26 protein-coding genes and 1 riboswitch are annotated in these 26,081 nt (G+C 71.3%); of the genes, 11 read left to right on the top strand and 15 right to left on the bottom strand.

Features of this window, described 5'->3' with window-relative positions:
- The first annotated feature begins 6 nt into the window (after window positions 1-6).
- Both MW290_RS25970 and MW290_RS25965 read left to right on the top strand, forming a co-directional pair.
- Window positions 7-1,593: a 5-oxoprolinase subunit B/C family protein gene (locus tag MW290_RS25970; protein ID WP_250197233.1), complete on the top strand. Its 1,587-nt coding sequence runs from the start codon at window positions 7-9 to the stop codon at window positions 1,591-1,593.
- A gap of 35 nt (window positions 1,594-1,628) precedes the next feature.
- Window positions 1,629-3,371 carry an acetyl/propionyl/methylcrotonyl-CoA carboxylase subunit alpha gene (locus MW290_RS25965; protein ID WP_250197232.1) on the top strand — a complete coding sequence of 581 codons (1,743 nt, stop codon included), beginning with the start codon at window positions 1,629-1,631 and terminating at the stop codon, window positions 3,369-3,371.
- Between the two features lie 13 nt (window positions 3,372-3,384).
- Here the strand turns inward: MW290_RS25965 and MW290_RS25960 are convergent, their stop codons facing one another.
- Window positions 3,385-3,594, bottom strand: a complete 210-nt coding sequence (locus MW290_RS25960; RefSeq protein WP_250197231.1) for a zf-HC2 domain-containing protein — start codon at window positions 3,592-3,594, stop codon at window positions 3,385-3,387.
- 12 nt (window positions 3,595-3,606) lie between these two features.
- Window positions 3,607-4,167: a sigma-70 family RNA polymerase sigma factor gene (locus tag MW290_RS25955; protein WP_250197230.1), complete on the bottom strand. Its 561-nt coding sequence runs from the start codon at window positions 4,165-4,167 to the stop codon at window positions 3,607-3,609.
- A gap of 141 nt (window positions 4,168-4,308) precedes the next feature.
- Here MW290_RS25955 and MW290_RS25950 point away from each other — a divergent pair, with 141 nt between their 5' ends.
- The 4 genes from MW290_RS25950 to MW290_RS25935 are packed head-to-tail and all read left to right on the top strand — an operon-like array spanning window position 4,309 to window position 6,765.
- Window positions 4,309-4,587 carry a BufA1 family periplasmic bufferin-type metallophore gene (locus tag MW290_RS25950; protein WP_250197229.1) on the top strand — a complete coding sequence of 93 codons (279 nt, stop codon included), beginning with the start codon at window positions 4,309-4,311 and terminating at the stop codon, window positions 4,585-4,587.
- A 33-nt stretch (window positions 4,588-4,620) separates the two neighbouring features.
- Window positions 4,621-5,481, top strand: coding sequence for an MNIO family bufferin maturase (gene bufB / locus MW290_RS25945; RefSeq protein ID WP_250197228.1), 861 nt, complete (start codon window positions 4,621-4,623; stop codon window positions 5,479-5,481).
- A complete protein-coding gene (locus MW290_RS25940) occupies window positions 5,474-6,301 on the top strand; it encodes an HvfC/BufC family peptide modification chaperone (RefSeq protein WP_250197227.1) in 828 nt (275 codons plus the stop codon). The genes bufB and MW290_RS25940 overlap by 8 nt, the downstream gene beginning before the upstream one ends.
- The gene (locus MW290_RS25935) at window positions 6,298-6,765 is read left to right on the top strand and encodes a DoxX family protein (protein WP_250197226.1); all 468 of its coding nucleotides are present in this window, start codon (window positions 6,298-6,300) and stop codon (window positions 6,763-6,765) included. Before MW290_RS25940 ends, MW290_RS25935 begins: the two co-directional genes overlap by 4 nt.
- Window positions 6,766-6,845: 80 nt before the next feature.
- On the opposite strand, the gene MW290_RS25930 is transcribed toward MW290_RS25935, so the two are convergent.
- From MW290_RS25930 to MW290_RS25900, 7 genes are all read right to left on the bottom strand, one after another.
- Window positions 6,846-7,400, bottom strand: a complete 555-nt coding sequence (locus tag MW290_RS25930) for a DUF4276 family protein (RefSeq protein ID WP_250197225.1) — start codon at window positions 7,398-7,400, stop codon at window positions 6,846-6,848.
- The gene (locus MW290_RS25925; RefSeq protein ID WP_250197224.1) at window positions 7,397-8,596 is read right to left on the bottom strand and encodes an AAA family ATPase; all 1,200 of its coding nucleotides are present in this window, start codon (window positions 8,594-8,596) and stop codon (window positions 7,397-7,399) included. The genes MW290_RS25930 and MW290_RS25925 overlap by 4 nt, the downstream gene beginning before the upstream one ends.
- A 3-nt stretch (window positions 8,597-8,599) precedes the next feature.
- The gene (gene tolA / locus MW290_RS25920; protein ID WP_250197223.1) at window positions 8,600-9,604 is read right to left on the bottom strand and encodes a cell envelope integrity protein TolA; all 1,005 of its coding nucleotides are present in this window, start codon (window positions 9,602-9,604) and stop codon (window positions 8,600-8,602) included.
- A gap of 6 nt (window positions 9,605-9,610) precedes the next feature.
- Window positions 9,611-10,036: a protein TolR gene (tolR, locus tag MW290_RS25915; RefSeq protein WP_250197222.1), complete on the bottom strand. Its 426-nt coding sequence runs from the start codon at window positions 10,034-10,036 to the stop codon at window positions 9,611-9,613.
- 13 nt (window positions 10,037-10,049) lie between these two features.
- The gene (tolQ, locus tag MW290_RS25910; RefSeq protein WP_250197221.1) at window positions 10,050-10,730 is read right to left on the bottom strand and encodes a protein TolQ; all 681 of its coding nucleotides are present in this window, start codon (window positions 10,728-10,730) and stop codon (window positions 10,050-10,052) included.
- A 191-nt stretch (window positions 10,731-10,921) separates the two neighbouring features.
- Window positions 10,922-12,058: an aryl-sulfate sulfotransferase gene (locus tag MW290_RS25905; RefSeq protein WP_250197220.1), complete on the bottom strand. Its 1,137-nt coding sequence runs from the start codon at window positions 12,056-12,058 to the stop codon at window positions 10,922-10,924.
- A 1-nt stretch (window position 12,059) separates the two neighbouring features.
- Complete coding sequence (locus MW290_RS25900) at window positions 12,060-13,040, bottom strand: sulfonate ABC transporter substrate-binding protein (RefSeq protein ID WP_250197219.1); 981 nt, start codon at window positions 13,038-13,040, stop codon at window positions 12,060-12,062.
- A 260-nt stretch (window positions 13,041-13,300) separates the two neighbouring features.
- On the opposite strand from MW290_RS25900, the gene MW290_RS25895 reads away from it, so the two are divergent.
- Together MW290_RS25895 and groL are read left to right on the top strand one after the other, a co-directional pair.
- Window positions 13,301-13,588: a co-chaperone GroES gene (locus tag MW290_RS25895; RefSeq protein WP_250197218.1), complete on the top strand. Its 288-nt coding sequence runs from the start codon at window positions 13,301-13,303 to the stop codon at window positions 13,586-13,588.
- Between the two features lie 30 nt (window positions 13,589-13,618).
- Complete coding sequence (gene groL / locus MW290_RS25890) at window positions 13,619-15,271, top strand: chaperonin GroEL (RefSeq protein ID WP_250197217.1); 1,653 nt, start codon at window positions 13,619-13,621, stop codon at window positions 15,269-15,271.
- 39 nt (window positions 15,272-15,310) lie between these two features.
- Here the strand turns inward: groL and MW290_RS25885 are convergent, their stop codons facing one another.
- Window positions 15,311-15,718 (bottom strand): acyl-CoA thioesterase, encoded by a 408-nt coding sequence (locus MW290_RS25885; protein ID WP_250197216.1) that lies wholly within the window; start codon window positions 15,716-15,718, stop codon window positions 15,311-15,313.
- Window positions 15,719-15,726: 8 nt separating this feature from the next.
- On the bottom strand, window positions 15,727-16,911 hold the full coding sequence (locus tag MW290_RS25880) for a pyridoxal phosphate-dependent aminotransferase (protein ID WP_250197215.1): 1,185 nt from the start codon (window positions 16,909-16,911) through the stop codon (window positions 15,727-15,729).
- Between the two features lie 200 nt (window positions 16,912-17,111).
- Here MW290_RS25880 and MW290_RS25875 point away from each other — a divergent pair, with 200 nt between their 5' ends.
- The 3 genes from MW290_RS25875 (at window position 17,112) to MW290_RS25865 (ending at window position 23,192) form a co-directional block, all read left to right on the top strand.
- Window positions 17,112-18,041, top strand: a complete 930-nt coding sequence (locus tag MW290_RS25875) for a response regulator (protein ID WP_250197214.1) — start codon at window positions 17,112-17,114, stop codon at window positions 18,039-18,041.
- A 32-nt stretch (window positions 18,042-18,073) separates the two neighbouring features.
- Window positions 18,074-22,495: a CHASE domain-containing protein gene (locus MW290_RS25870; protein ID WP_250197213.1), complete on the top strand. Its 4,422-nt coding sequence runs from the start codon at window positions 18,074-18,076 to the stop codon at window positions 22,493-22,495.
- A 48-nt stretch (window positions 22,496-22,543) separates the two neighbouring features.
- Window positions 22,544-22,699: riboswitch (FMN riboswitch) on the top strand.
- Between the two features lie 4 nt (window positions 22,700-22,703).
- Complete coding sequence (locus MW290_RS25865) at window positions 22,704-23,192, top strand: 6,7-dimethyl-8-ribityllumazine synthase (protein ID WP_250197212.1); 489 nt, start codon at window positions 22,704-22,706, stop codon at window positions 23,190-23,192.
- Between the two features lie 6 nt (window positions 23,193-23,198).
- Here the strand turns inward: MW290_RS25865 and MW290_RS25860 are convergent, their stop codons facing one another.
- The 4 genes from MW290_RS25860 to MW290_RS25845 are packed head-to-tail and all read right to left on the bottom strand — an operon-like array spanning window position 23,199 to window position 26,077.
- On the bottom strand, window positions 23,199-23,504 hold the full coding sequence (locus MW290_RS25860) for a DUF4212 domain-containing protein (RefSeq protein ID WP_250197211.1): 306 nt from the start codon (window positions 23,502-23,504) through the stop codon (window positions 23,199-23,201).
- 13 nt (window positions 23,505-23,517) lie between these two features.
- The gene (locus MW290_RS25855) at window positions 23,518-24,645 is read right to left on the bottom strand and encodes a hybrid sensor histidine kinase/response regulator (protein ID WP_250197210.1); all 1,128 of its coding nucleotides are present in this window, start codon (window positions 24,643-24,645) and stop codon (window positions 23,518-23,520) included.
- The gene (locus MW290_RS25850) at window positions 24,642-25,229 is read right to left on the bottom strand and encodes a chemotaxis protein CheB (RefSeq protein ID WP_250197209.1); all 588 of its coding nucleotides are present in this window, start codon (window positions 25,227-25,229) and stop codon (window positions 24,642-24,644) included. The genes MW290_RS25855 and MW290_RS25850 overlap by 4 nt, the downstream gene beginning before the upstream one ends.
- Window positions 25,226-26,077: a CheR family methyltransferase gene (locus tag MW290_RS25845; RefSeq protein ID WP_375142973.1), complete on the bottom strand. Its 852-nt coding sequence runs from the start codon at window positions 26,075-26,077 to the stop codon at window positions 25,226-25,228. Before MW290_RS25845 ends, MW290_RS25850 begins: the two co-directional genes overlap by 4 nt.
- Window positions 26,078-26,081: the final 4 nt, after the last annotated feature.

Here is a 26,081-nt window from a genome sequence, read left to right as displayed (position 1 = left end):
CCCCTCGTGCGATTTCTTCCCGTCAACCTGGATGCGCTGCTCGTCGAGCTGGACGACCTGCCGCAGACGCTGGCGCTGCTGGCTTCGCTGCAGGCCGAGCCGATCGCCGGCATCGAAGAAGTGGTGCCCGCCGCGCGCACGCTGCTCGTGCGCCACCGACCGACCGCGCTGCCGCAGGCCGAGCTGGCGCGGCGCCTGGCCGCCCGCCCGCTGGTGGCGGCCGAGCGCGCCGCCGGCCCCTGCATCGAGATCCCGGTGCACTACGACGGCGAAGACCTGCACGAAGTGGCTCGGCACTGCGGCCTGACGCCGGCCGAGGTGGTGCGCCGCCACACCGCGGCCGAGTACACCGTGGCCTTCACCGGCTTTGCGCCCGGCTTCGGCTACCTCAGTGGCGGCGACCCGGCGCTCAACGTGCCGCGGCGGCGCTCGCCGCGCACCCGCATCCCGGCCGGCGCGGTGGCCCTGGCCGGCGCCTTTAGTGGCGTGTACCCGCAGGCCAGCCCGGGCGGCTGGCAGCTCATCGGCACCACCGGCACCCGCATGTGGGACCTGTCGCGCGCGCAGCCCGCGCTGCTGCAGCCGGGCCAGCGGGTGCGCTTCGTCGATGCCGGGCCGGCGGGGGCGGTGGCGCCGCCGCTGGCCGAGGTGGCCGCTCCGGCCTCACCCCCCGCCGGTACGCCGCAGCTGGAGGTGCTGCAAGCCGGCCCGCAGACGCTGTGGCAGGACCTCGGCCGGCCCGGGCTGGCGGGGCAGGGTGTGTCGGCCTCGGGCGCGATGGACCGGGCCTCGCTGCGCGCCGCCAACCGGCTGGTGGGCAACGAGCCCGGCGCCGCCGCGCTGGAAGCGGTGCAGGGCGGCCTGGCGCTGCGCAGCCATGGCGAGCTGGTGGTGGCCGTGACCGGCGCCGACGGCCCCTTGACGCTGCAGGCCGCCGACGGCCGCCGCTGGGCCGTGCCGCGCCAGCAGCCGCTGGCCCTGGCCGACGGCGACACCTTGACGCTGGGTGAGCCCCGCCGCGGCATGCGCAGCTACCTGGCGGTGCGCGGCGGCTTCGTGCTGCCGGCGGTGCTGGGCAGCCGCGCCACCGACACCCTGGCCCGCCTGGGCCCGGCGCCGCTGGTCGCCGGCGACCGCCTGGCCGTGGGCGCGGCCGCCGGCGTGGTGGGCGAGCCCACGTCAGCGCCCGAACTGCCCGCCGCCGACGAGCTGGTGACGCTGGACGTGGTGATGGGCCCGCGCACCGAGTGGTTCACCGCCGAGTCCATCGCCCGCCTGGCCGAGCAGGCGTGGCAGGTGACGCCGCAGTCCAGCCGCGTCGGCCTGCGGCTGCAGGGCGCGCAGGCGCTGCAGCGCGCACCTGGCTATGAAGCGCAGGAGCTGCCCAGCGAAGGCACGGTGCGAGGCGCGCTGCAGGTGCCGCCCAATGGCCAGCCCGTGCTCTTCATGGCCGACCACCCGCTCACCGGCGGTTATCCGGTCATCGGCGCCATCGCGCCGCACCACCTCGACCTGGCGGGCCAGCTGCCCATCGGCGCCCGCGTGCGGCTGCGTCCGCTGCGGCCCTTCATGCCGGTTGTTCCCCAGGCCTGAACGCCGCCCAATCCTCTTCGCACGTCGCACACGCCATGAACAAAGTCCTGATTGCCAACCGCGGCGAGATCGCCGTGCGCATCGTCCGCGCCTGTGCCGATTACGGCGTGCGCTCGGTCGCCGTCTATGCCGACCCCGACCTGGACGCGCTGCATGCCCGGCTGGCCGACGAGGCCCACGGCCTGGGCGGCGAGCGCCCGGCCGACACCTACCTGAACGCGGCCAAGCTGCTGGACGTGGCCCGCCGCAGCGGTGCCGATGCGGTGCACCCGGGCTACGGCTTCCTGTCGGAGAACGCGGCCTTCGCGCAGGCGGTGATCGACGCCGGCCTGCGCTGGATCGGCCCGCCGCCCGCGGCCATCGCGCAGCTGGGCGACAAGGTGCAGGCCCGCAAGCTGGCCATGGCCGTGGGCGCGCCGCTGGTGGCCGGCACCGCCGACCCGGTCTCGGGCGCCGACGAGGTGCTGGCCTTCGCCGAGCGCCATGGCCTGCCCATCGCCATCAAGGCGGCCTTCGGCGGCGGGGGCCGCGGCATCAAGGTGGCGTGGCGCATGGACGAGGTGGCCGAGCTGTACGAATCGGCGGTGCGCGAGGCCACGGCCGCCTTCGGCCGCGGCGAATGCTTCGTCGAGCAGTTCCTCGACCGGCCGCGCCACGTGGAGGCGCAGGTGGTGGCCGACACCCACGGCCATGTGGTGGTGCTGGGCACGCGCGACTGCTCGCTGCAGCGGCGCAACCAGAAGCTGGTGGAGGAGGCGCCCGCGCCCTTCCTCAGCGACGAGCAGCGTGAGCGCATCCACCGCGCGGCGCACGACATCTGCGCCAAGGCCGGCTACGTGGGCGCCGGCACGGTGGAGTTTTTGCTCAGTGCCTCGGGCGCTATCTCCTTCCTGGAGGTGAACACCCGGCTGCAGGTGGAGCACCCGGTGACCGAAGAGACCTGCGGCCTTGACCTGGTGGTGGAGCAGCTGCGCATCGCCGACGGCCTGCCGCTGTCGCTGCGCGAAACGCCGACGCCGCGAGGCCATGCCATCGAGTTCCGCATCAACGCCGAAGACGTGGGCCGCGGCTTCCTGCCCTCGCCAGGCCCGGTGCAGCGCTTCGAGGCGCCCAGCGGCCCCGGCGTGCGGGTGGACGCCGGCGTGGCCAGCGGCTCGGTGGTGCCGGGCAGCTTCGATTCGCTGATGGCCAAGCTGATCGTCACCGGCGCCACGCGGGCCCATGCCATCGCGCGTGCGCGGCGCGCGCTGGCCGAGTTCCACATCGAAGGCGTGGCCTCGGTGCTGCCCTTCCACCGCGCGGTGATCGAGGCGCCCGACTTCGTCGGCGACGCAGGCTTTGCAGTGCACACCCGCTGGATCGAGACCGACTTCCAAGCCACGCTGGCTGCCGCGGTGCGGCCCGGCCCCGCGCCTACCGCAGGCCTGCAGCGCATGGCCATCGAGATCGACGGCCGGCGGGTGATGCTGGGCCTGCCGCCCGCGCTGCTGCAGGGGCTGGCGGCCGGTTCTTCCGGGGCGGCCAGTGGCGCCGAGGCTGCGGGCCCGGGGGCGCAGGCCGAGCCCGGCAGCATCGCCGCGCCCAGCGCCGGTACCGTGCTGGCCTGGCAGGCCGACGACGGCGCCGAAGTGGCCGAAGGGGCACTGGTGGCGGTGATGGAAGCGATGAAGATGGAAATGCCGCTGCACGCGCCGCGCGCCGGCCGGCTGCGGCGCCTGGCGGCCAGCGGCGTGTACCTGGCCGCCGGCACGGTGGTGGCGGTGGTGGACGCGGCGTAGCGGGCGGGGGTTCTCAGCCCTCGCCGTCGCGCTCGTCGTCGCTGCGCCAGCGCTGCAGCGCGCGGCGCATCACCGTCATCTGCTGCTGGAAATGGGTGCAGCCGTCACAGGCCACCAGGTGCATGCGCACGGCCAGCCGCTCATGCGCAGCCAGCCGGCGGTCTTCCCCGGCCAGTACCAGTGCCGTCACTTCCCGGCAGTTGCGGATCAGCTTGAAGCTCATGATGCAAAGGGTTCAGGTGGTGCGTGGTGCTTGGAACCAGCGCAGGTCCAGGCACTCCCGAAGGCGCAGCCGTGCGCGGTGCAGCAGCACGCCGAGGTTGGTCGTGCTGATCTGGAGTTCCTTACAGATTTCGTCAGTCTCCAGATCCAGCCATTCGCGCATCATGAAGACGCGGCCCTGCACCGCGGGCAGGTGGTCGATGCAGGCCTGCAGCACCTCGAAGAATTCGCGCTGCCCCAGCGAGGCCTCGGGGCTGGCCCAGATGGCCGGCGGCTCGCGCCAGTGGCCGTCGGCCGCGAACAGCAGCTCGTCCAAATCTTCGCCGTCGTCGTCCACCAGCACCGTGGCTTCCCGGCTGTGCTTGCGCAGCTGATCCACCACCTTGTGCTTGAGGATGCCCACCAGCCAGGTCTTGAGCTGCGACTGGCCGGCAAAGGCCTGCGGCTTTTCCAGCGCCGCCAGCAAGGTGTCGGACACCGCGTCCTCGGCCCAGGCCTCGTTGCGCAGCTGGCTGCGGGCGAAGCGGATCAGCTGGGGCCGCAGGCCTTCCACCTGACGCGCAAAGTCACTCATGGGTCGCACCCGAAATTTTTCGACAGCGCAGTGTAAGGACGGGTGACGACGGGCGACTCAACACACGTCGGCAGCGTTTGCCGGCTATCGTTTCCACCAGGCCCGCGGGCCTGACTGTTCATCCCACCACGGAGTCACACCATGAACCACCGCCTCATCGCTTCTTCCGCCCTCGCTTCCGTGCTCGCCCTGGGCCTGGTCGGCCAAGCTGCCGCGCAGGACAAGGGCAAGGAAAAGTGTTTCGGCATCGCCAAGGCCGGCCAGAACGACTGCGCCAACCTGAGCAAGAGCCATAGCTGCGCTGGCCAGGCCAAGGTGGACAACGCGCCCGACGAATGGAAGTACGTGGCCAAGGGCACCTGCAAGGACATGAAGGGCATGACCGCCGAAGAGGCGATGAAGGCGATGCCCAAGTCCTGATCAAGCTCGCTTGCAGCTTCCGCCGCCACCGCCATGCACACCTCGAACACCCCCACCGCCGCCGGCATCGGCTGGCGCCAGCCGCACGAAGCCGAGCTGCTGCAGCGGCGGCCCGCGCTGGGTTTCATCGAGGTGCACTCGGAGAACTACTTCGCCGACGGCGGGGCGGCGCTGGCGGTGCTGCAGCAGGGTCGCGAGGCCTATCCAGTGAGCCTGCACGGCGTGGGCCTGGCGCTGGGCTCGGCCGCCGGGCTGGACGCCTGGCACCTGGACCGGCTGGCGCGGCTGGTGCAGCGCTTCGATCCGGTGCGGGTCTCCGACCATGCCTGCTTCGCCCGTGTGGCGCGTGAGGCCGGCGGGCCGGTGCTGCATGCCAACGACCTGCTGCCGCTGTCGTTCACTGACCAATCGCTGGACATCCTGTGCCGGCACGTGCAGCAGGTACAGGAGCGGCTGCGCCGGCCCATCGGCGTGGAGAACCTGGCGGCCTACCTGGGCTGGCAGGACAGCACGCTGGCCGAGCCGCAGTTCTTCAACGAGCTGGCCCGCCGCACCGGCTGCTGGCTGCTGCTGGACCTGAACAACATCGCCGTCAATGCCCTCAATGCCGGCCGCGATCCGGTGGCCGAAGGCACGGCCTGGCTGGCCGAGCTGGACGGCCGTCACGTCGGCGAAATCCACCTGGCCGGCTACGACGACAGCGGCGACATCGTGGTCGACGACCACGGCAGCCGCGTGCATGCACCGGTGTGGCAGTTGTATAGACAAGCCGTGCAGCGCCTGGGCGCCGTGCCCACGCTGATCGAATGGGACACCGACCTGCCCGCGCTGGACGTGCTGCTGCAGGAAGCCGCGCGGGCGGATGCCGTGGCGGCGGAGGTGGCCCATGGCTGAGCGGCCGCTACTCACCGAGGCCGAGCGCCAGCAGGCTCTGTGGCGCGCGCTGTCGCACGCCCCAGGCGCCGCCGACCCCGCGCTGTGGCAGGCGCCGCAGGCCGGCTGGCTGCGTGGGCTGCAGGTGTACCAGGCCAATGCCGGCGCGGCGGCCGAGCGGGCGCTGGCGGCCGCCTTTCCCACGGTCGCGGCGCTGATCGGCGCGGCGTCGATGGCCGGCTTGGCCCGGGCGTACTGGCATGCGCAACCGCCGCAGCGTGGCGACCTGGGCGAGCTGGGGGATGCACTGCCCGGCTTCATCGCCGACAGCCCCAGCCTGGCCGACGAGCCCTACCTGGCCGACGTGGCGCGGCTGGACTGGCGGCTGCACCAGGCCGAACGCGCCGCTGACGCGCCTCAGGAACTGTCCGGCCTGCAGCGCCTGGGCGATACCGATCCGGCCCGGCTGTGGCTGCGGCTGGCCCCCGGCACGGCGGTGCTGCGCTCGCGCTGGCCCGTGGTCACGCTGTGGCATGCGCACCAGCAGGACCACCAGCGCGCGGCGGACGCATCACCCGACCGCTTCGCGGCTGCACGCGCCGCGCTGGCTGCGGGGCAGGGCGAGACGGCGCTGGTCTGGCGCCAGGGCTGGCGCGCCCGGGTGGCGGCGCTGCCGCCCGCGCAGGCCGATTTCACCGAGGCGTTGCTGGCGCGCCAGCCGCTCACCGGGGCGCTGGATGCGGCGCCCGACCTGGACTTCGCCGCTTGGCTGGGCGAAGCCGTGCAACAAGGCTGGCTGGTGGCCGTGGAGGCGGCGCCGGCCGAGGAGGAACCGACATGAACACCTGGTCTTCATCTCACGCAGCGTCCGGCCTGTGGGCCTGGCAACGCCGCATCGTCAGCCTGCTGGAAGCAGCCCAACCCGCTGCGCAACTGTTGGCCCGGCTGTACATCGCCAAGGTGTTTTTCCTGTCGGGGCTGACCAAGCTGCGCGACTGGGAGATCACGCTGGCCTTGTTCAGCGACGAATACCACGTGCCGCTGCTGCCGCCCGAGCTGGCCGCGGTGATGGGCACCACCGGCGAGCTGCTGCTGCCGGTGCTGCTGGTGCTGGGCCTGGGCGGCCGCTTCGCGGCGGCGGGCCTCTTCGTGGTCAATGCGGTGGCTGCCATCAGCCTGCCCGACATCGGCGAGGCCGCGCTGCAGCAGCACGTGTTCTGGGGCAGCCTGCTGGTGGGCCTGGTGCTGTGGGGCCCCGGGCGGTGGTCGGTGGACGGGTGGTTGCTGCGCAGGGCGCAGCGCTGAAGCGCCCCGTCCCGCCGGGCCGCCCCCAGGGACTGGGGTCACCCCTGGGGGGCGCGAGCGAAGCGGGCTTGGGGGTCAGCTCACCCTTGCGCCAGACCCAAGATCGCATCGCGCAGGTGTCTGAAGCTGCAGGACGCGTTTTGATCCAGGTGCATGTGCGGCGCAATGCGGCGCGCGCCGTCCCGCTTCTGGTAGCCCGGCAGGTGGCGGCGCAGCTCCGCTTCGGGCGCGGCGATGCGATCAGGGTCGCGGTACTTGGCGCTTCGTGCCAGTGCGGCCAGGCGGGGCTGCTCAAATGCCTGTGCCACCGCCGGCCAATCGCCCAGAAAGAAGCTCTCCAGCTCATGGCAGGCAATGCGCACCACGGCATCGGCCCGGCCTGCCTCGTCACACCGGGCGCGCAGTGCGGCTTTGACAGCATGGCAGTCGCCGCTGTCCTTGTCGCGCAGCACCAGGAAGCGTGAGTTGGGCAGCTGCCAGTAGCGCATCTTCAGGGCCATGCGCTTTTCCATGTCCTGCTTGCCCTCGAAGACGAGGAAGTGCGGCTGCACGTCGTCGGGAAGCCATCGGGGCAGCCACACGGCCAGGGCGTCGCGTTCGGATGGCCCTTCGAGCAGGAAGACCAGGTGCCTCATCGCGGATCAGCGCCGCGGAACAGGCCTTCCTTCCACAAGTAGCCCATGCGGTCGCCCTGGGCCATGTAGGCCGCCAACTGTGCGTCGTCGGCGGCGCGGTGCACCTGGGTATAGCCTTCCACCTTGCCAAGCCAGAAGACTTCGTCCAGCTTGACGGCGTTCAGGAAGTCGGGAGAGTGGGTGGAGACGAAGACCTGGCCGCCCCGGTCGGCGTAGGACCGGAACTCCTCCGCCAGGTCCCAGAGCAAGGTGGGATAGAGCTGGTTCTCGGGTTCTTCCACGCACAGCAGGGGGTGCGGCTGGGGGTCGTACAGCAGCACCAGGTAGGCCAGCATCTTGATCGTGCCGTCCGACACGAAGCGGGCCAGGAAGGGGTCCTCGAAAGCGCCGTCGGAGAACTTCAGCAGCACGCGGCCTTCTTCGGTGGTCTTCGCTTCCACGTGGCTGATGCCGGGCACCCGGTGCTTCAGGCGGTCGAGGATGTCGTTGAACAGCTGGGGGTGCTGCCGGTGCAGGTACTCGACCACCAGCGACAGGTTTTCGCCTTCGCGGCTCAGGTGGTCGGCAAAGCCGGCCTCGGCTTCGGGCCGGGCGCGGCTGATGTGAAAGTCGGACAGGTGCCAGTTCTCGATCAGGTTGCCCAGGGCCACCACCGCCGGAAAGCGCTCGAACTGCGCCAACCCCTTGATGGCGAGGATGTCCGGGCTCTTCAAGGTCTGGGTTTCCCGCGTCAACTGGCTCTCGTCGGCCACGCCTTCCAGCTCATTGGTAACGGCGGCGCCAGTGCCGTAGGCAAAGTCCAGGAACTTCCAGGGCCGGCCGCCGCGGTTGCCCCGGTTGTAGCGCAGCACCTCGCGCGCCACCACCGGTCGGCCGTCGCGCTCATCCACATGCAGCTCGTAGGTGATGCGGCGTGCGTGGCCGTCGGCCAGCGTGGTGCGGATCTTCAGCTCGATCTCGATGGGCCCGCTGGAGCCCCGGCTGCGCACTTCCTGGAAGCCCCGGCTGCCTCCCAGGCGTGCCAGTGCGGTGGTCACGTTGCCGGCCATTGCATCGCGCAGAAATGCAAACACGGCGAACAGCGTGCTCTTGCCGGTGCCATTGGCACCGACCAGCACGCAGAACCGCGGGATGTCCTTCATCTGCACATCCCGGAAGGCCCTGAAGTTCTTCAGCCGGATCTGCTCGATCTGCATGCCTCAATCCCCCCGCCGGAACACGATCACCATCGACCCTGGCACCCGGCCGTCCACGTCCTTGGGCAGGCCGTCGGTGCGGTCGATGGCGCGCAGCACCGCGTCGTCCCAGGCCTTGACGCCGCTGCCCTTGACCAGGCGGCGGCCCAGGATGGTGCCGTCGGGCGCGGCGCGCACTTCGACTTCGGCCACCGGGTTGCCCGGCACGTCGTCGGTGAGCACGATGTTGGGCCGCACGCGGGCCACGATGCGGCCGGCGTAGCTGGCCGACGGACCGGCGTCGCGTTGCGCGGTGCCGCGGGCATCGGGCGCGCCGGTGGCGCCGGCCTGGCCCATCATGCGGGCCAGCTGTTCCTTGCGCAGCTGTTCGCGCTTGGCCTCGGCGGCCTTCTCGGCCTTGTCCTTTTCTGCCTTCTCCTTGGCGGCCTGGGCCTGCTGCTCGGCACGCTCCTTCTTCTCGCGCTCGGCCTTTTCCTTCTCGGCCTTCTCGCGGGCGGCGGCCTGCTGCTCGGCGCGTTCCTTCTTTTCCTGCTCGGCCTTCAGCTTGGCTTCGCGCTCGCGCTTGTCGGCCGCGCGCTGGCGCTCGGCCTCGCGTTCACGGTCCTCGCGCTCTTTCTGTTCCTTTTCCTTCTTGGCCTTTTCCACCGCGATCTGCGCATCGCGTTCAGCCGGCGAAGGCCTGGGCGGCGGCGCAGGCACCGGCTTGGGCTCGGGCCGGGGGGCAGGCGCGGGCGGCGGCGGTTCTGGCGCCGGGGCGGGCGCGGGGGGCGGTGCAGGGGAAGGCGCAGGAGGTGGGGGGGGCGGTGGTTCGCCGCGTGGCGCCGCTTCCTGCGGGCTGGCGGCCCACAGCTCGGCGGTCACGCCTTCGGGCGTGCTCACCCGCCAGTTGGTGGCCAGGGTGATGGCGGCGATCAGGGCCAGGTGCGCCAGCACCGCGGCCGCGGCGCCGGCCCGCATGCCACCCGGCTGTTGCGGGCGCAGCACATCGACGGCTTGTTCGTCGGCCATCCGCGATCAGCCCCCCGCCTTGACCGACAGGCCCACGCGCTGGATGCCGGCGCGCTGCAAGGTGTCCATCACCTTCACCACGGTGTCGTACTTGACGTTGCGGTCGGCGGCGATCACCACCGGCACCTGCGCGTCGCCGCTTTGCGCGGCCTTCACGTTGTCGGCCAGTTCCTTGAGCGTGACCTGGCGCTCGTTGCCTTCGGAGGCCAGCTTGATGCCGCCGTCCAGCGCCACCTGCACGTCGATCTTGCGGCTTTCGGCCTGCTTGGCCTTGCCGACGGTGGGCACGTCGATGGTGCCGGTGGTGATCAGCGGGGCGCTGACCATGAAGATGATCAGCAGCACCAGCATCACGTCGATGAACGGGACCATGTTGATCTCGTTCATCGCACGGCGCCGGCGGCCGCCGCCTCGGGAGTTCAGGGCTGCCATGGTGCGGGCCTCTTCAGCGCGCGGCCGGCTGGGTGGCGTTGCGCTGCAGGATGTTGGAGAACTCCTCGATGAAAGTCTCCAACTGGATCGCGATGCGGTCGATGTCGCGGGCGAAGCGGTTGTAGGCGATCACCGCCGGGATGGCGGCGAAGAGGCCGATGGCCGTGGCCACCAGCGCCTCGGCGATGCCGGGGGCCACCGTGGCCAGCGACACCTGCTGCAGGTTGGCCAGGCCGACGAAGGCATGCATGATCCCCCACACGGTGCCGAACAGGCCCACGTAGGGGCTGACCGAGGCCACCGAACCCAGGAAGCTCAGGTTGCTCTCGATCACGTCCAGCTCGCGCTGGAAGCTGGCGCGCATCGCGCGGCGGGCGCCGTCCAGCTGGGCGCCGCCATCCAGGCGCTTTTCGCGCAGCTTCAGGAACTCGCGCATGCCGCTGGCGAAGATGCGCTCCATCGGCGCCGTGGTCTTGGACGAGGTGGCCGCCTGCTGCAGCTCGGTCAGGCTGCGGCCCGACCAGAATTCGCGCTCGAAGCCTTCATTGAGGCCGCGCACGCGCTTCAGGCCGACCAGTTTGCCGAAGATCACCGTCCAGCTGATCAGCGAAACGGTCAGCAAGCCGGCCATCACGATCTGCACGACAAAGCTCGCCTGAAGCACGAGCGAGATGATGGACATGTCCTGGTTCATGGATGCAAGGCGATGTCGGGCATCGCGTCGAGAAGGAAATCGGAATACGGCGCGGCCGGAAGGTTCCAGGCTTCACACAGGCGATGCATGGCTTGCCATCAGCAAACCACCGGCCCGCGCGGCGGGCCCCTCGCATGGTCGCGCGCCATTCACCGGCCATTGTCGCCCAGGTCAGGGCGACGACGTTGCCGTCACCGGTGCGATGCCGTCCCGGCAGGCAGCCACGGCAGCGCGTCGGCGCCGTAGCGGAAGGTCTGGAACACGGTGTTCAGTTCGCCGCCGCCGGTGCGGCGCGCCGCTTCGTCGGGGTAGGGCGCGAACCAGGGCAGGATGTATTCCCACACCACCTCGCCCTGCGGCGTCACTTCGAACAGACGGCCCGTGGCCGATTCGGTGATGTGCGTGTTGCCATTGGGCAGGCGTTGCGCGCTGCCCATGTAGGGCGTGTAGAACGAGCTGGCCATCGGGTCGCTGTACGACCAGACCACCTCGCCGCTGACGGGGTCCAGTTCCACCACCCGCGAGAAGCTGACGTGCTGGCCCGCCCGGAAGTTGCCGTTGTCGAAAGCCAGGATGCGACCGTTGGGCAGCGGCACCGGTGCGTGCTGGTGCGACACCACCGAAGGCGGTATGTGCAGCACCACGCGCCCATCGGCGCGCGACACGCCGATGATGCCGGCGGTGGTGCGCAGGCTCATCAGCACGGTGCCGTCGTCGCGCACGCCCAGGCCGTTGACCAGCGGCCAGTGGTAACGGCCGAAACCCGGGTGTATCGGGAACTGCTCGGGCGCCAGGTGATCCTGGGCACGCCATTGCCACACCGGGCGGCCCTGGCGGTCCACCTCGCGGATCACGTCGCCGTACATCGGCACGTCGGGCCCGTGGGCCGTGCCGCCAGGCACCCGGCGCGCGAACGCGTCGGGCAGCCGCTCGCAGGCCGCGTACAGCAGGTGGCCATTGGGCAGCCACTGCGCGTCGTGGTGGTGGGTGACGTCCTCGAACTGCCACACCGTGCGGCCGTCTGGCGTCACTTCGCGGAAGTCGCCGCCATGCCACATCGACCAGGCCGCATACAGCTCGGGCGATGCCGCGTGGTTGCCGTTGTAGCCCAGGTTGCCGTTGGCCAGGATCACCGCATGGCGCCCCGGCCGCACCGGCAGCTGCCACTGGTGCACCACCTGGCCGCGGATGTCGATCAGGTAGACGCGACCGCCGGCGGTCTGCGGCGCGATCAAGGTGTAGCCGCCCCAGGACAGCGCCTCGTCCAGCGCGATGAGGCCGGTGCCGCGGCGCCGCTGGGTGACTTGGTCGACCGTGCTGCGTGCCATGTCAGCGGCCGTCCGGTGCACGCCAGACGATCTGCGCCACGTCCAGCTTGCGCGGGATGATGCCCAGCGCCAGGAAGCTGTCTGCCAGCTGCTGCTGCTGCGCCACATGGGCGGGCGTGACCGGGCCGAACGAGAAATCGGCGCGGGCGAAGGCGGCCGACCAGGTCTTGGCGTCGATGCCGGTGGCTTCGGCCGCGATGCCGGCCAGCTCGTCGCGGTGGCCGCCGGCCCAGCGCGTGACCTTGCCGATCTCGTCCAGCACCGCGGACAGCACGGCGGGATGCTTGCTCGCGAAGTCGCGGTTGGCCATGTAGTACGAGGCGCTGGCCAGCCGGGTGTCGGAGGTGTCCACCAGCACGCGGGCCTTGTAGTGCTGCTCGGCGATGGCGTAGTACGGGTCCCAGACCACCCAGGCGTCGATCTTGCCGCCGTTGAAGGCGGCGGTGGCATCAGCCGGTGCCAGGTAGGTGGGCTCGATGTCCTTCAACGTGAGGCCGCCCAGCGCCAGCGCCTTGATGGCCACGTTGTGGGCGCTCGAGCCCTTGCCGAAGGCCACGCGCTTGCCCTTGAGGTCGGCCAGCGTGCGGATGGGGGAGCCGGCCGGCACCAGCACCGCATGTTGCGACGAGGGGGTGGCAGCCGCGTACACCAGGTTGGAGCCACCTGCCTGGGCAAAGATGGGCGGCGTGTCGCCGACCGAGCCGAGGTCGATGGCGCCGGCGCCCAGGGCTTCCAGCATCGGCGGGCCGAACTGGAATTCGACCCACTTGACGTTCTGCACGCCCAAACTCTTGAGCCGGGCCTCGATGACCTGCTGCTTGCGTGTGAGCGTCAGCACCGCCGAGCCCTTCTGCGTGCCGATGCGCACTTCGGCCGGCAGGTTTTGCGCGAAGACGAGGCCGCTGGTGGTGGTGCCGGTGGCGGCCAGCAGGCCGGCTGCCAGGCCGCGCAGCAGGCCACGCCGGGAAGGCTGGGATGACATCTTGGCTGTCCTCGGTGGTGATTCAAACCGCGCAGCCTAGAGCGGCAGGGCCGGCGCTGTCGAATGCGGCCTTCGAGGATGCTTATGCGTTTCGATGGGTGGCCAGGCGGCCAGGGCCGCACCGCCGAACTGCCACCGCCGAACTGCATAAGCATCTGCGATCAAGTCGCTTGGTGGGGGCTGGCGGGCGGACCTACGCTGCGCAGCCCGCGGCCCCTGTGGCCGCTGCCCACCGACCCATCGACGCAAGGATCGACCCCATGGCTCTGCGCCCCCTGCAAGACCGACTCATCGTCAAGCGAAGCGACCCCGAACTGAAGACCGCCAGCGGCATCGTCATTCCCGACTCGGCCGGCGAAAAGCCCGAGCAGGGCGAGGTGCTGGCCGTCGGCCCCGGCAAGCGCAGCGACAAGGGCGACTTCATCGCCCCCGCCGTCAAGCCCGGCCAGCGCGTGCTGTTCGGCAAGTACAGCGGCCAGACCGTCAAGCTCGATGGCCAGGAAGTGCTGGTCATCCGCGAGGACGACGTGCTCGCCATCATCGAATAAGCCCAGTCCACCGATCACGAGGGAAACACCATGCCTGCCAAACAAGTGCTGTTCGCCGACGATGCCCGCGCCAAGATCGTGCGCGGCGTCAATGTGCTGGCCGATGCCGTCAAGGTCACGCTCGGCCCCAAGGGCCGCAACGTGGTGCTGGAGCGCAGCTTCGGCGCACCCACCGTCACCAAGGACGGTGTGTCGGTGGCCAAGGAAATCGAGCTGAAGGACCGCTACGAGAACATCGGCGCCCAGCTGGTCAAGGAAGTGGCCAGCAAGACCAGCGACAACGCCGGTGACGGCACCACCACCGCCACCGTGCTGGCCCAGGCCGTGGTGCGCGAAGGCTTCAAGTACGTGGCCGCCGGCCTGAACCCGGCCGACCTGAAGCGCGGCATCGACAAGGCCGTGGTGGCGCTGGTGGCCGAGGTCAAGGCCATCGCCAAGCCCACCACCACCAGCAAGGAAATCGCCCAGGTCGGCGCCATCTCGGCCAACAGCGACTGGGACGTCGGCCAGATCATCGCCGACGCGATCGACAAGGTGGGCAAGGAAGGCGTCATCACCGTCGAGGACGGCAAGAGCCTGGCCAATGAACTGGACGTGGTGGAAGGCCTGCAGTTCGACCGCGGCTACGTGAGCCCCTACTTCATCAACAACACCGAGCGCCAGGTGGCGGTGCTCGACAACCCCTTCGTGCTGCTGTTCGACAAGAAGATCAGCGCCATCCGCGACCTGCTGCCCACGCTGGAGGCGGTGGCCAAGGCGGGCCGTCCGCTGCTGATCATCGCCGAGGAGGTGGAAGGCGAGGCGCTGGCCACGCTGGTGGTGAACTCGATCCGCGGCATCCTGAAGGTGGTGGCGGTCAAGGCGCCGGGCTTCGGCGACCGCCGCAAGGCCATCCTGGAAGACATCGCGGTGCTCACCGGCGGCAAGGTGATCGCCGAGGAGGTCGGCCTGTCGCTGGAGAAGGTGACGCTGGCCGACCTGGGCCAGGCCAAGCGCGTGGAGGTGGGCAAGGAGAACACCACGCTGATCGACGGTGCCGGCGCGGTGGAGCAGATCCAGGCCCGCGTGCAGCAGATCCGGGTGCAGATCGAAGAAGCCACCAGCGACTACGACCGCGAGAAGCTGCAGGAGCGTGTGGCCAAGCTGGCCGGCGGCGTGGCTGTCATCAAGGTGGGTGCCGCCACCGAGGTGGAGTTGAAGGAGAAGAAGGCCCGCGTGGAAGACGCGCTGCATGCCACCCGCGCCGCGGTGGAAGAAGGCGTGGTGCCCGGCGGCGGCGTGGCGCTGCTGCGTGCCCGCCAGGCGGTGCTGCGCAAGGGCGAGCTCAAGGGCGATAACCCCGACCAGGAGGCCGGCATCAAGCTGGTGCTGCGCGCCATCGAGGAGCCGCTGCGCCAGATCGTGGCCAATGCCGGCGACGAGGCCAGCGTGGTGGTGGCCCGGGTGCTGGAAGGCACGGGCAACGAGGGCTACAACGCCGCCAACGGCAGCTACGGCGACCTGGTGGCCCAGGGCGTGCTGGACCCCGCCAAGGTCACGCGCACCGCGCTGCAGAACGCGGCTTCGGTGGCCAGCCTGATCCTCACGACCGAGGCCATCGTGGCCGAGGCCGCGGACGACAAGCCGGCCGCCGCCGGTGCGCCGGCCGGCGGCCCCGGCGGCTTCGGCGGCGCTGAATTCTGAGCGTTCAAGGGCCGGGCTGTGCCCGGCCCACGGCCTCTTTCAGCCGAAGGCCTGTTCCAGCTCCGGCGGAAACTCCGGCCGGCCGCGTGCGTTGAGGGCCGTGCCGGTGACCACGGCACTGAGCATCAGCTTGCCGTCGGCGCTGCGGTGGATGTGCTGCTGGAACACGAAGCGGATGCGCCCGCTGCGCTGCAGCGTGGTGCGCACCGTGAAGCGGTCGCCGCTGCGCAGCGAAGCCTTGTAGTCCACCTCGACGCGCGTGACCACCAGGCTGATGCCGCGCCGCGACAGCTCGCCGAAGCGCAGCTGGCGCGTCTCCAGCAGCTCATGCCGGGCATGCTCCAGGTAGTTCAGGTAGACCGCGTTGTTGACCACGTGGTCCATGTCGCATTCGTAGTCACGCACCTTCAGTTCGATCTCGAAGGGCGTGGGCACCGGGCTGTCCATGGCGCCGCTCACAGGGCCTGCGACAGCCGGCGCACGGCTTCCTGCAGTTGCGGCAGGCTGTTGGCAAACGACAGCCGCATGAAGCGCTCGCCCGCTTGGGGGCCGAAGTCGCGGCCGGGGGTCAACGCCACATGGGCCTTGTGCATCATGTCGAAGCAGAAGTCCCAGCTGCTGCTGGCATGGGCGCTGACGTCGCACCACACGTAGAAGGCGCCGTCGGGCACCACCGGCACGCCGAAGCCCAGCTGCTGCAGCGCCGGCACGATGAAGTCGCGCCGCGCGCGGAAGGCGGTACGCCGGTCTTCGTAGGTGGCGATGGCCTCGGGCGTGAAGCAGGCCAGCGCCGCCTGCTGCGCCACGCTGGAGGCGCAGATGAAGAGGTTCTGCGCCAGCCGTTCCACCGGCGCCACCAGGCGCTCGGGCAGCACCATCCAGCCCAGCCGCCAGCCGGTCATGCTGAAGTACTTGCTGAAGCTGTTGATGGAGATGACGTCCTCGCCGAACTGCAGCGCGCTGGCAGCGAACTGGTCGTCGTAGCTCAGGCCCAGGTAGATCTCGTCGACGATGGCAAAGCCGTTGCGCTCGCGCACGGCCTGCACGATGCGGCCCATCTCGTCGGGCGCGATGGACGTGCCCGTGGGGTTGGAGGGCGAGGCCAGCAGCACGCCGCGGGTGCGCGGGTTCCAGGCTGCCTGTACCGCCGCGGTATCGAGCTGGAAGCGTGACTCCGCGCCCGCCGGCAGCAGCACCGCCTGGCCGCCCGCCGCCGCCACGAAGTGCCGGTTGCAGGGGTAGCTGGGGTCGGGCAGCAGCACCTCGTCGCCCGGGTTCACCAGCGCCAGCGTGGCCAGCTGCAGCGCGGCCGAGGCGCCGGCCGTGACCACGATGCGCCGCGCCGGCACGTCCAGCCCGAAGCGCTGCGCATACCACTGGCTGATGGCCTCACGCAGCGCGGGCAGGCCGGTGGCGGCGGTGTACTGGGTGCGGCCGGCGCCCAGGCAGGCCTGCGCGGCCTGCAGCACCGGCGGCGGCGCGGTGAAGTCGGGCTCGCCGATGTTCAGGTAGATCATCGGCCGGCCGCCGAGCGCGGTATCGCAGGCGGGGCTGCGCGCGATCTCGTCGGCCGCCTTGGCGCACTCCATCACGTAGAACGGGTCGATGAACCGGAGGCGGTCGGCAAGCGGAGGCGACATCTCTGAGGGCGGCCTGGCACCGCAGGCGCACCAGGCTGGGTAAAGCCGCCAGTTTAGTGGGCGGCCCGCCGCGGCCCTTCGTTTGCCGGCGTGGCCGGTGTCTGCAGGGCAGGGCTAGCGCCTATCGCTGCCCGCGGCTGGGCACCCCAGAATCGCGCACCGCTGGCCAAACGGGCCGGGCATGGGCGCGCTGTACCAGGATGAATCCGCAGTACGACCTCCTCATCGTCGACGACGACCCCACGCAGATCGTGGTGCTGGGCGCCATGCTGCGGCCTTTTGGCCAGGTGCGCTTTGCCAAGCGCGGGGCCGATGCGCTGCGCCTGGCCCGCCAGTCCATCCCCGATCTGATGCTGCTGGACCTGCAACTGCCCGACCTGGACGGCGTGGCCGTGCTGGCGCAGATGCGCCGTTCGCCCCTGCTGGCCGACGTGCCGGTGGTGGTGCTCACGGGCACCGATCCGGTGGCGGCCGGCCGCAGCGTCAGCGGCCTGGGTGTGGCAGCCTGCCTGCCCAAGCCGCCCGACGGGCCGGCGCTGGCCGCCTGCGTGCAGGCCCAGCTGCAGCTGGCCCTGCGCCGCCTGGCCCAGCATCGGCCCCGCGGCAGCGGCGAGCAGGTGTCGGCCTTCAACCGCCGCAGCTTCGACCTGCTGCTGGCACTGGCCTGCCAGAACCTGCCGCACGACGGCCCGCTGGCCTTGCTGCGGCTGGCGCCCGCCGCTGCCAGCCCCGCCTGCTGTGATGCCGCACTGCTGGAGCGCCTGGCCCAGGCCGTGCGCAGCGCGGCCCGCCGGCCCGGCGATTGCATCGGCCATCTGGGCAGCGAAGGACTGGCGCTGCTGCTGCCCGACACCGACGAGCACGGTGCCGCCTGCGTCACGCACCAGTTGCTGCAAGGCCCAGGCGGCGCGGCGGAGCTGGCCGCAGGCTTCGTGGTGCTGACGGCCGACGCAGCCGGCTCGGGTGCGGTGCTGCCTTCGATGCTGATGGGCGCGGCCGAAGCAGCCTGGCAGGCCGCCCGTGCCGCCGGTCCCGGCCAGGCACGGCAGGTGGTGTGGCACCCCGGCGTGGGCGCCGGCCGGCCCTTGCCGGTGCCGGGCCCCGGTGTGCCACCGGGAGATGCCGTTTGAAATCGCCCAGGCTGCGGCGGGGTGTTCAGCTGTTGCGGCGCCCGGGTGTGGGCGCCACGGCGCTGCTGGTGGCCGGCCTGCTGTGCGCGGCCCTGCTGGCCTGGCAGCAGGCGCGCAGCAACCAGGCGCTGGCGCAGGCCCGCTTCAATGAGCAGGCCGCCTTCGTGGCCGACCGCTTGCTGGTGCGCATGCAGGACTACGAAAAGGGCCTGCGCGGTGCCCGCGGCGTGGTGGTGGCAGCCGGCGACCGCCTCAGCCGGCCGCTGTTCCGGGCGTACCACGCGTCGCGCGACATCGACCGCGAGTTTCCCGGCGCGCGGGGCTTCGGTGTCATCCGCCGCGTGTTGCCACAGGACGAAGCGGCCTTCATCGAAGCTGCGCGCCGCGATGGCTGGCCGCCCTTCGCGCTGCGGCAGTTCTCGCCGCACGGCGACGAGCGCTACATCATCCAGTACATCGAGCCGGTGGAGCGCAGCCCCAGCGCCATCGGGCTGGACATCGCCTCCGAGCCGCGCCGCCGCGAAGCCGCGCAACGGGCCATGCGCACCGGCCTGGCCGCACTCACCGCACCCATCACGCTGGTGCAGGCGCAGGACCGGCTGATGCACTCGTTCCTGCTGCTGTTGCCGGTGTACGCGCCGCAGCAGCCGCTGGAGACGCCCGAGCAGCGCATGGCCGCTGGCGTCGGCTGGGTGTATGCACCGCTGTCCATCGACGACGTGCTGCGCGACATCGAGCTGCGCGAGGTGGGTTTTGCGCTCGGCCTGTCCGATGCCGTGCCGGGCGGGCAGGCCGAGCTGTTCTTCACCTCGCCCGGCTACCTGACGGGCGCGGTGCCCGGCCTGCAGGCCGAGCTGCGGCGGCCGCTGTTCGGCCGTGAATGGCACCTGTCGCTGCGGGCGCAGCCGGCCTTCGTGCAGGGCCTGAACCTGCTGGCGCCGGAGCGGGTGTTCGCCGCCGGCCTGGCTGCTTCGCTGCTGCTCGCGGCCCTGGCCTATGCCTACCTGCGCAACCGGCGTGCCGAGTCGCGGGCACAACTGCAGCAGCAGCGGCTGGCCGCCATCCTGGCGGCGTCCAGCGACGCGATCATCGCCGAGTCGCCTTCGGGCCGGGTGATCGGCTGGAACCAGGCGGCCGAGCGCATCTTCGGCTACGGCGCGGCCGAGGCCATGGGCCAGCCGCTGTCGCGCGTGCTGCTGGCCGATGACGGCAGCCTGCCGCATGCGGCGCTGCGCGAACGCGTGGCCGGCGGCGAGACGGTGCCCGCCTTCGACGCCGTCTGCCGCGTGCGCGACGGCAGCCTGGCCGAGGTGTCGATCGCGCTGTCGCCCATCCGCGACGAGCAGGGCGAACTGCGCGGCCTGGGTCTGACCATCCGCGACGTGGGTGCGCGCAAGGCGGCCGAGCGCCGGCTGCGTGAGCTCAGCGCCACGCTGGAGCAGCAGGTGAGCGACCGCACCGCTGCGCTGGAGCATGCCCGCCGCGACCTGCAGACGCTGCTGGACGCCTTGCCCTCCATGGTGGGCTACTGGGACAAGCACCTCGTCAACCGCTTCGGCAACCAGGCCTACCACCGCTGGTTCCACCTGCCGCCCGGCAGCCTGCCGGGGCGCCACCTGCGCGACGTGGCCGACCCCGACCGGCTGGCGAGCAACGAGCCGCGCATCCAGGCTGCGCTGGCTGGCCAGCCGCAGACCTTCGAGATGGCGCTGCCGCCGCAGCCGGGTCGGCCGGTGCGGCATGTGCTGGCCCACTACGTACCCGACGTGGTGGAGGGCGAGGTGCGTGGCTTCTACGTGCTGGTGCACGACATCACCGAGCTGACCGAGCAGCGCCGCCAGCTCGATGCGCTGGTGCACGAGAGCCGCAGCGCCCAGCGCGAGCTGGCCGACCGCGAGCGCCTGCTGCGCCTGGCCATCGACGCCTTTCCGGGCGTGCTGGCGCACTGGGACACGCAGATGCGCTGCACCTTCGCCAACAAGGCCTACACGGCCTGGATGGGCCTGGACCCGCAGGCCATGGTGGGCCGCACGCAGCGCGAGCTGTTCGGCGAGCAGATCTATGCGCTCAACGAGCCGCTGATGCGGGCCGCGCTGCGCGGCGAAGTGGTGCGCGCCGAACGCACCCGCACGCTGGCCGACGGCCGCACCGTGTACTACTGGCTGCACTACCTGCCCGACCGCGACGAGCACGGTGTGCACGGCTTCGTCTCGGTGGTGGTGGACGTCACCGAGCTGAAGACGGTGCAGCTGCAGCTGGAAGAGCGCAGCCTGCAGGCCGAGCAGGCCAGCATCGCCAAGAGCCAGTTCCTGGCCAACATGAGCCACGAGATCCGCACGCCGCTCAATGCGGTGATGGGGCTGTCCTACCTGCTGGAGCAATCGCCGCTGAACGCCGAGCAGCGCGGCTTCATCCAGCGCATCCAGACCGCCGGGCGGGCGCTGCAAGGCGTCATCGACGACGTGCTCGACCTGTCCAAGATCGAGGCCGGCGAGATGCAGCTGGAGCAGGTGCCCTTCGACCTGGCGCGGCTGCTGGCGGAGTTGACCGAGCTGCTGTCGGTGCAGGCCGAGGCCAAGGGCCTGGCGCTGCGCATGCCCGCGCTGGCCGGCGTGCCGCGCCATGTGCGCGGCGATGCGATGCGGGTGCGGCAGGTGCTCACCAACCTGCTGAGCAACGCCATCAAGTTCACCGAGCGCGGCAACGTCTCGCTGGCGGTGGAGGTGATCGATCGCAGCGCCGAGCAGGTGCGGCTGCGCTGGACGGTGCGCGACACCGGCATCGGCATCGCCCCCGAGGTGCAGGCGCGCCTGTTCGCCCCGTTTACCCAGGCCGATGCCTCCACCACGCGGCGCTTTGGCGGCACCGGGCTGGGCCTGTCCATCGTGCGGCGGCTCGCCGCGATGATGGGCGGCGAGGTGGGCCTGCACAGCCGCCCGGGCGAAGGCAGCGAGTTCTGGGTGGTGCTGCCGCTGGGCCTGGTGGCCGACGCCGAGATGGAGACCGGCTCGGCCGCGGCCACGGTGCGGCTGCTGCTGGCGGGGCAGGGCAGCGAGCAGCGGCCCGCGTTGCTGGGCGCCGCCAAGGCGCTGGGCTGGCAGGCCGACGAGTGGACCGGCGCGCCGGCGCATGCCGGTGGCCGGCTGGCGCTGGCCGAGGTGCTGGTGATCGACGCAGCGCCGCCGCCGGCCGAGCAGGCGCTGGCGCTGCTGGGCGCATGGCGGGCATTGCTGCCCGCGCCCGGCCACCCGGCCCTGGTGATGGTGGCCCCGGGCGTGGCGCAGATGGTGCCCGGGGCCGATGCGCTGCTGTCGGAGCCGGTGTGCGCGGCCACGCTCTTCAATGCGGTGAACCGGGCGCTGGCCCGCCACGGCCGCGGCGGCCACCTGCTGGAAGCCACGCGGCTGGACGGCCACTCGCTGCGCTGGCTGCCCGGCGTGCGCGTGATGGTGGTGGACGACAGCGAGGTGAACCTGGAAGTGGCGCGCCGCCTGCTGGAGCGCGAAGGCGCCCGCGTGGTGGCCCAGGTCAATGGCCGCGATGCGCTGGAGCACCTGCGCCGCCACCCCGACGTCGACCTGGTGCTGATGGACGTGCAGATGCCGGTGATGGACGGCCTGGAGGCCACCCGCCAGCTGCGGCGCGACCCGGTGCTGGCGCGGCTGCCGGTGGTGGCCCTGACCGCGGGCGCGATGCTGTCCGAGCGGCAACGGGTGTTCGATGCCGGCATGAACGACTTCGTCAGCAAGCCGGTGGAAGCGCAGTCGCTGGTGCGCTGCGTGCGCCGGCATGTGGAACGGGCGCGTGGCCAGGCACTGCCGGTGGTATCGGGTGACGGCATCGGCCTGCCCGCCCACTGGCCCGAAATCGCCGGCATCGACGGCGTCGGCGCCGCGGTGCGGCTGGGTGGCGATGCGGCATTGTTCCTGTCGCTGCTGGGGCGGCTGCTGGGCGAATTCGGTGACCTGGCCGCGGCGGCGACCGACCCGGTGCAGCCGGCCGACCGCGCCGCGCTGGCCGCCCGGCTGCACAAGCTGCGCGGCAGCGCCGCCACGCTGGGCGCCGAGGCCTTGCAGCGCCTGGCCGGCCAGGCCGAGCAGGCGTTGCATGCCGGACCGGTGGCCCAGGCGCAGGCCGCGCTGCAGGCGCTGGCCGCCGGGTTGCGCCAGCTGGCGGCCGCGGCCGCACCGCGGCTGCAGCGGCCGGTGGCGGATCCTGACGCCACGCAGGCCGGGCCGGCGGCTCGCGCGCCGGACCCAGCCGATCTGCGCCAGCTGATCGAGCTGCTGCGGGCGCAGGACCTGACGGCGCTGCCGCGATTCCAGGCGCTGGCGCCCGGGCTGCGGGCCGCCCTGGGCAGCACCCGCCACGACCTGCTGGCCGCGCGCATCGACGAGCTGGACTTCGAACAGGCGGCCGAGCTGCTGCAGGCCCTGCTGGACACGGGCTCTTGAGCCTGCGCATAGACTGCCGCCCGCCGGTGGCCCTACAGGGGATGCCGGCAGCGTTCTCAGGGCGGGGTGAAATTCCCCACCGGCGGTGATGGCGGCACAGCCCGCACAAGCCCGCGAGCGCCCGGCCGGCACCTGCGGCCGGGGTCAGCAGACCCGGTGTGATCCCGGGGCCGACGGTCACAGTCCGGATGAAAGAGACAGGACTTCCATGCAACAACCAACTGCTTCTTCCGCTTCCACCCAGCGCCCGCGCTATGCCTTCGTGCAGGCCGGCTGGCATGCCGACATCGTGGGCCGCGCCCGCGAAGCCTTCTTCGCCGAACTGGCCCGCCACGACGTGCCGCCCGATGCGGTGGACGTCTATGACGTACCCGGCGCCTTCGAGATCCCGCTGCATGCGCAGCGCCTGGCCCGCTCGGGCCGCTACGCCGCCATCGTCGGCTGCGGCCTGGTGGTGGACGGCGGCATCTACCGCCACGACTTCGTCGCCCATGCGGTGATCGATGGTCTGATGCGGGTGCAGCTGGACACCGGCGTGCCGGTGATCTCGGCCGTGCTCACCCCGCACCACTTCCACGAGCATGAAGAGCACCGCCGCTATTTCAGCGAGCACTTCGTGGTCAAGGGCGGCGAAGCCGCCCGCGCCTGCCTGGCCACGGTGAAGGCGCTGGCCCGGCTGCCGGTGGCGGCGGGCTGAACCAGGCTAGGCCAGCGGCGGCGCCTCGTCCTGCTGACGCGCCGCCTCGTCGGCCCGGTTCATCACCCGCGCATACAGCGCGACGATGACCACATACATCAGCAGCGCGCCCTGCGCCGCGAACCAGAAGCTGAACGGCCAGTTGAGCCACTGGAAGCTCAGCTCGCGGGCGAAGAACAGCACGCCGAAGGTGGCGGCGAACCACACCGCCAGCAGCAGGCCGATCAGGCGCCGGTTGCGCTGCCAATAGCCTGGCGGATGCCCCTGCTGAGGGGCAGCCGGCGCGGCAATGCTGGCGGGTTCGGTGGACATGGGGCGCGGGTCTTCAGTCGGCCGCCGGCATCGGCATGTCGCGCGGCAGGCTGAAGCTGAACACCGTGCGGCCTTCTTCGGTGGAGCGGCCGTCCACCTGGCCGCCGTGCGCTTCCAGGAACTGGGCCACGATGTACAGGCCCAGCCCCAGGCCGCCGCTGCTGGCGCTGCTGGTGCGGAAGGGCTCGAACAAGCGCTCGCGCACCGCAGGTGGCAGCGTGCCGGCATTGCTCACTTCCACGCCGATGAGGTCGGCCTGCGTACCGTCCAGCCGCAGCGTCACCGGTTCTTCGGGCGAGCCATGCTGGACCGCGTTGCTCACCAGGTTGGCGATCACCTGCATCAGCCGGTCGGGGTCGAAGCGGGCCTGCAGGTCGCCGTCGGTGTGCAGCTCGATCTGCGCATCGGGCCGGGCCTGGCGGATCTCGTCCACCACCCGGTGGCACAGCGCGCCCAGGTCGGTGGGCGACTTGTCGATCTGCAGCGAGCCGGAGCGGATGCGCGAGAAGTCGAGCAGCTGCGTGATCATGCGGCTCATGCGCTGGCCGCTGGAGCGGATGCCGTCGGCCGCATGGCGGGCCCCTTCATCGCCCGACTTGCGGCGGATGAGGTCGGCACCGGCCATCATGGCCTGCAGCGGCGTGCGCAGGTCGTGGGTGAGCACCGCCACCATGGCCTCGTTCAGCGCGATCACCCGCTGCAGTTCGTCCACCGTCTGGGTGAGGGCGCGCCGCTGCTGGAACAGCTCGACGAACACCTTCACCTTGCTGTGCAGCACCTCGGGGTCCAGCGGCTTGTACAGGAAGTCCACCGCACCGGCTTCATAGCCGCGGAACAGGCGCTGGCCATCACGCTGCGCGGCGGTGAGGAAGATGATGGGCACGCCGCGCGTGCGTTCGGCGCCGCGCATCAGCTCGGCCAGCTCGAAGCCGTCCATCTCGGGCATCTGCACGTCCAGCAGCGCCAGCGCGATGTCCTGCGTCAGCAGCAGTTCCAGCGCCTCGGGGCCGCTGCGGGCGGTGAGCACCCGGATGCCGGGGCGGTCCAGCAGCGCCTGCATCGCGATCAGGTTCTGCTGCACGTCGTCGACCACCAGCAGGTTGACGTCGTCACAGGGAGGTTCGTGCGGCGTCGTGATCATGCGTCAGCCAGTGCGCCCAGCCGGGCGCCAAGTTCGGGAAGGGGGGCGACCAGGTCGGCGCCCGCATGCGCCAGCGCAGCCGCCGGCATGGTGGACACGATGGCGGTGGAGGGCGATTCCACCCAGGCCTGGCCGCCTTGGCGGCGCACGGCGGCCAGGCCTGCGCTGCCGTCGCGGCTGGCGCCGGTGAGCACGATGCCCAGCAGCCCGCGGCCATAGGCCAGCGCCGCGCTTTCGAAGAGCGGGTCGATCGCGGGGCGCGAGTACAGCAGCGGCTCGTCCACCGACAGCGCGACGCTGCGGTCGGGCTCCACCAGCAGGTGGTAGTCGGGCGGGGCCACCACCACGCTGCCCGGGCGCAGCGGCTGCTTGTCCATGGCTTCTTCCACCGGCAGCGCGCAGCCGGCGGCCAGCAGCGCGGCCAGGCCGCTGGGGCGGTCGGGCGGCAGGTGCAGCACCACCGCCACCGCGGCCGGAAAGTGCGCAGGCAGCGCCCCCAGCAGCAGCTGCAGCGCCTGCACGCCACCGGCCGAGGCGCCGATGACCACCGCCTCGGGGCGGAACGGGGTGGGGTCGCTGCTCATGCCTTGCGGTAGATGCGCTGGTCGGGCACGAAGGCCTCGAAGTCGGCGGCATGGCCGCTGAACTGCACGGTTTCGCGCAGGCCCAGGCCCAGGAAGCCGCGGCGCACCAGGGCTTCGTTGAAAAGGCCGAGCGCGCGGTCCTGCAGCGCGCGGTTGAAGTAGATGAGCACGTTGCGGCAGGAGACGAAATGCACTTCGGAGAACACGCTGTCGGTGGCCAGGCTGTGGTCGGCGAACACGATCTGCTGCTTCAGCCGCCGGTCGAAGGCCACGCCGCCATAGGCGCTGGTGTAGTGGTCGGACAGCGAGCCGCGGCCACCGGCCGCCAGGTAGTTGCGGCTGAAGCCGGCCACGCGGTCCAGCGGATAGATGCCCGACTCGGCGCGTTGCAGCGCGCTGGCGTTGATGTCGGTGGCGTAGAGGATGGTGCGGGCCAGCAGGCCCTCTTCGGCCAACAGGATGGCCAGCGACCACACCTCTTCGCCGTGGCTGCAGCCGGCCACCCAGATCTTCAGCGACGGGTAGGTGCGCAGCACCGGCAGCACCTGTTCGCGCAGCGCGCGGAAGTAGCTGGGGTCGCGGAACATCTCGCTGACCTGCACGGTGAAGAACTGCAGCATCTGCGCGAACACCTCGGGCTCATGCAGCACGCGGCCCTGCAGCTGCGACAGCCGCTCGCAGCCGAAGTGCGTCATCGCCTGGCGCATGCGCCGCCGCAGCGAGCTGACGGCGTAGTCGCGGAAGTCGTGCTGCCAGCGCTGGTACACCGCCTCCAGCAGCAGGCGGATCTCCAGGTCGAACAGCTGTTCGTCCTGCAGGGCCGCCGGGGCGGGGCCGGGTTCACGCAGCGGG

This window comes from Aquincola tertiaricarbonis (genome assembly GCF_023573145.1).
In the GTDB taxonomy this organism is placed as follows: Bacteria; Pseudomonadota; Gammaproteobacteria; order Burkholderiales; family Burkholderiaceae_C; genus Aquincola; species Aquincola tertiaricarbonis_B.
This window is presented reverse-complemented; position numbering and strand designations above follow the sequence as displayed.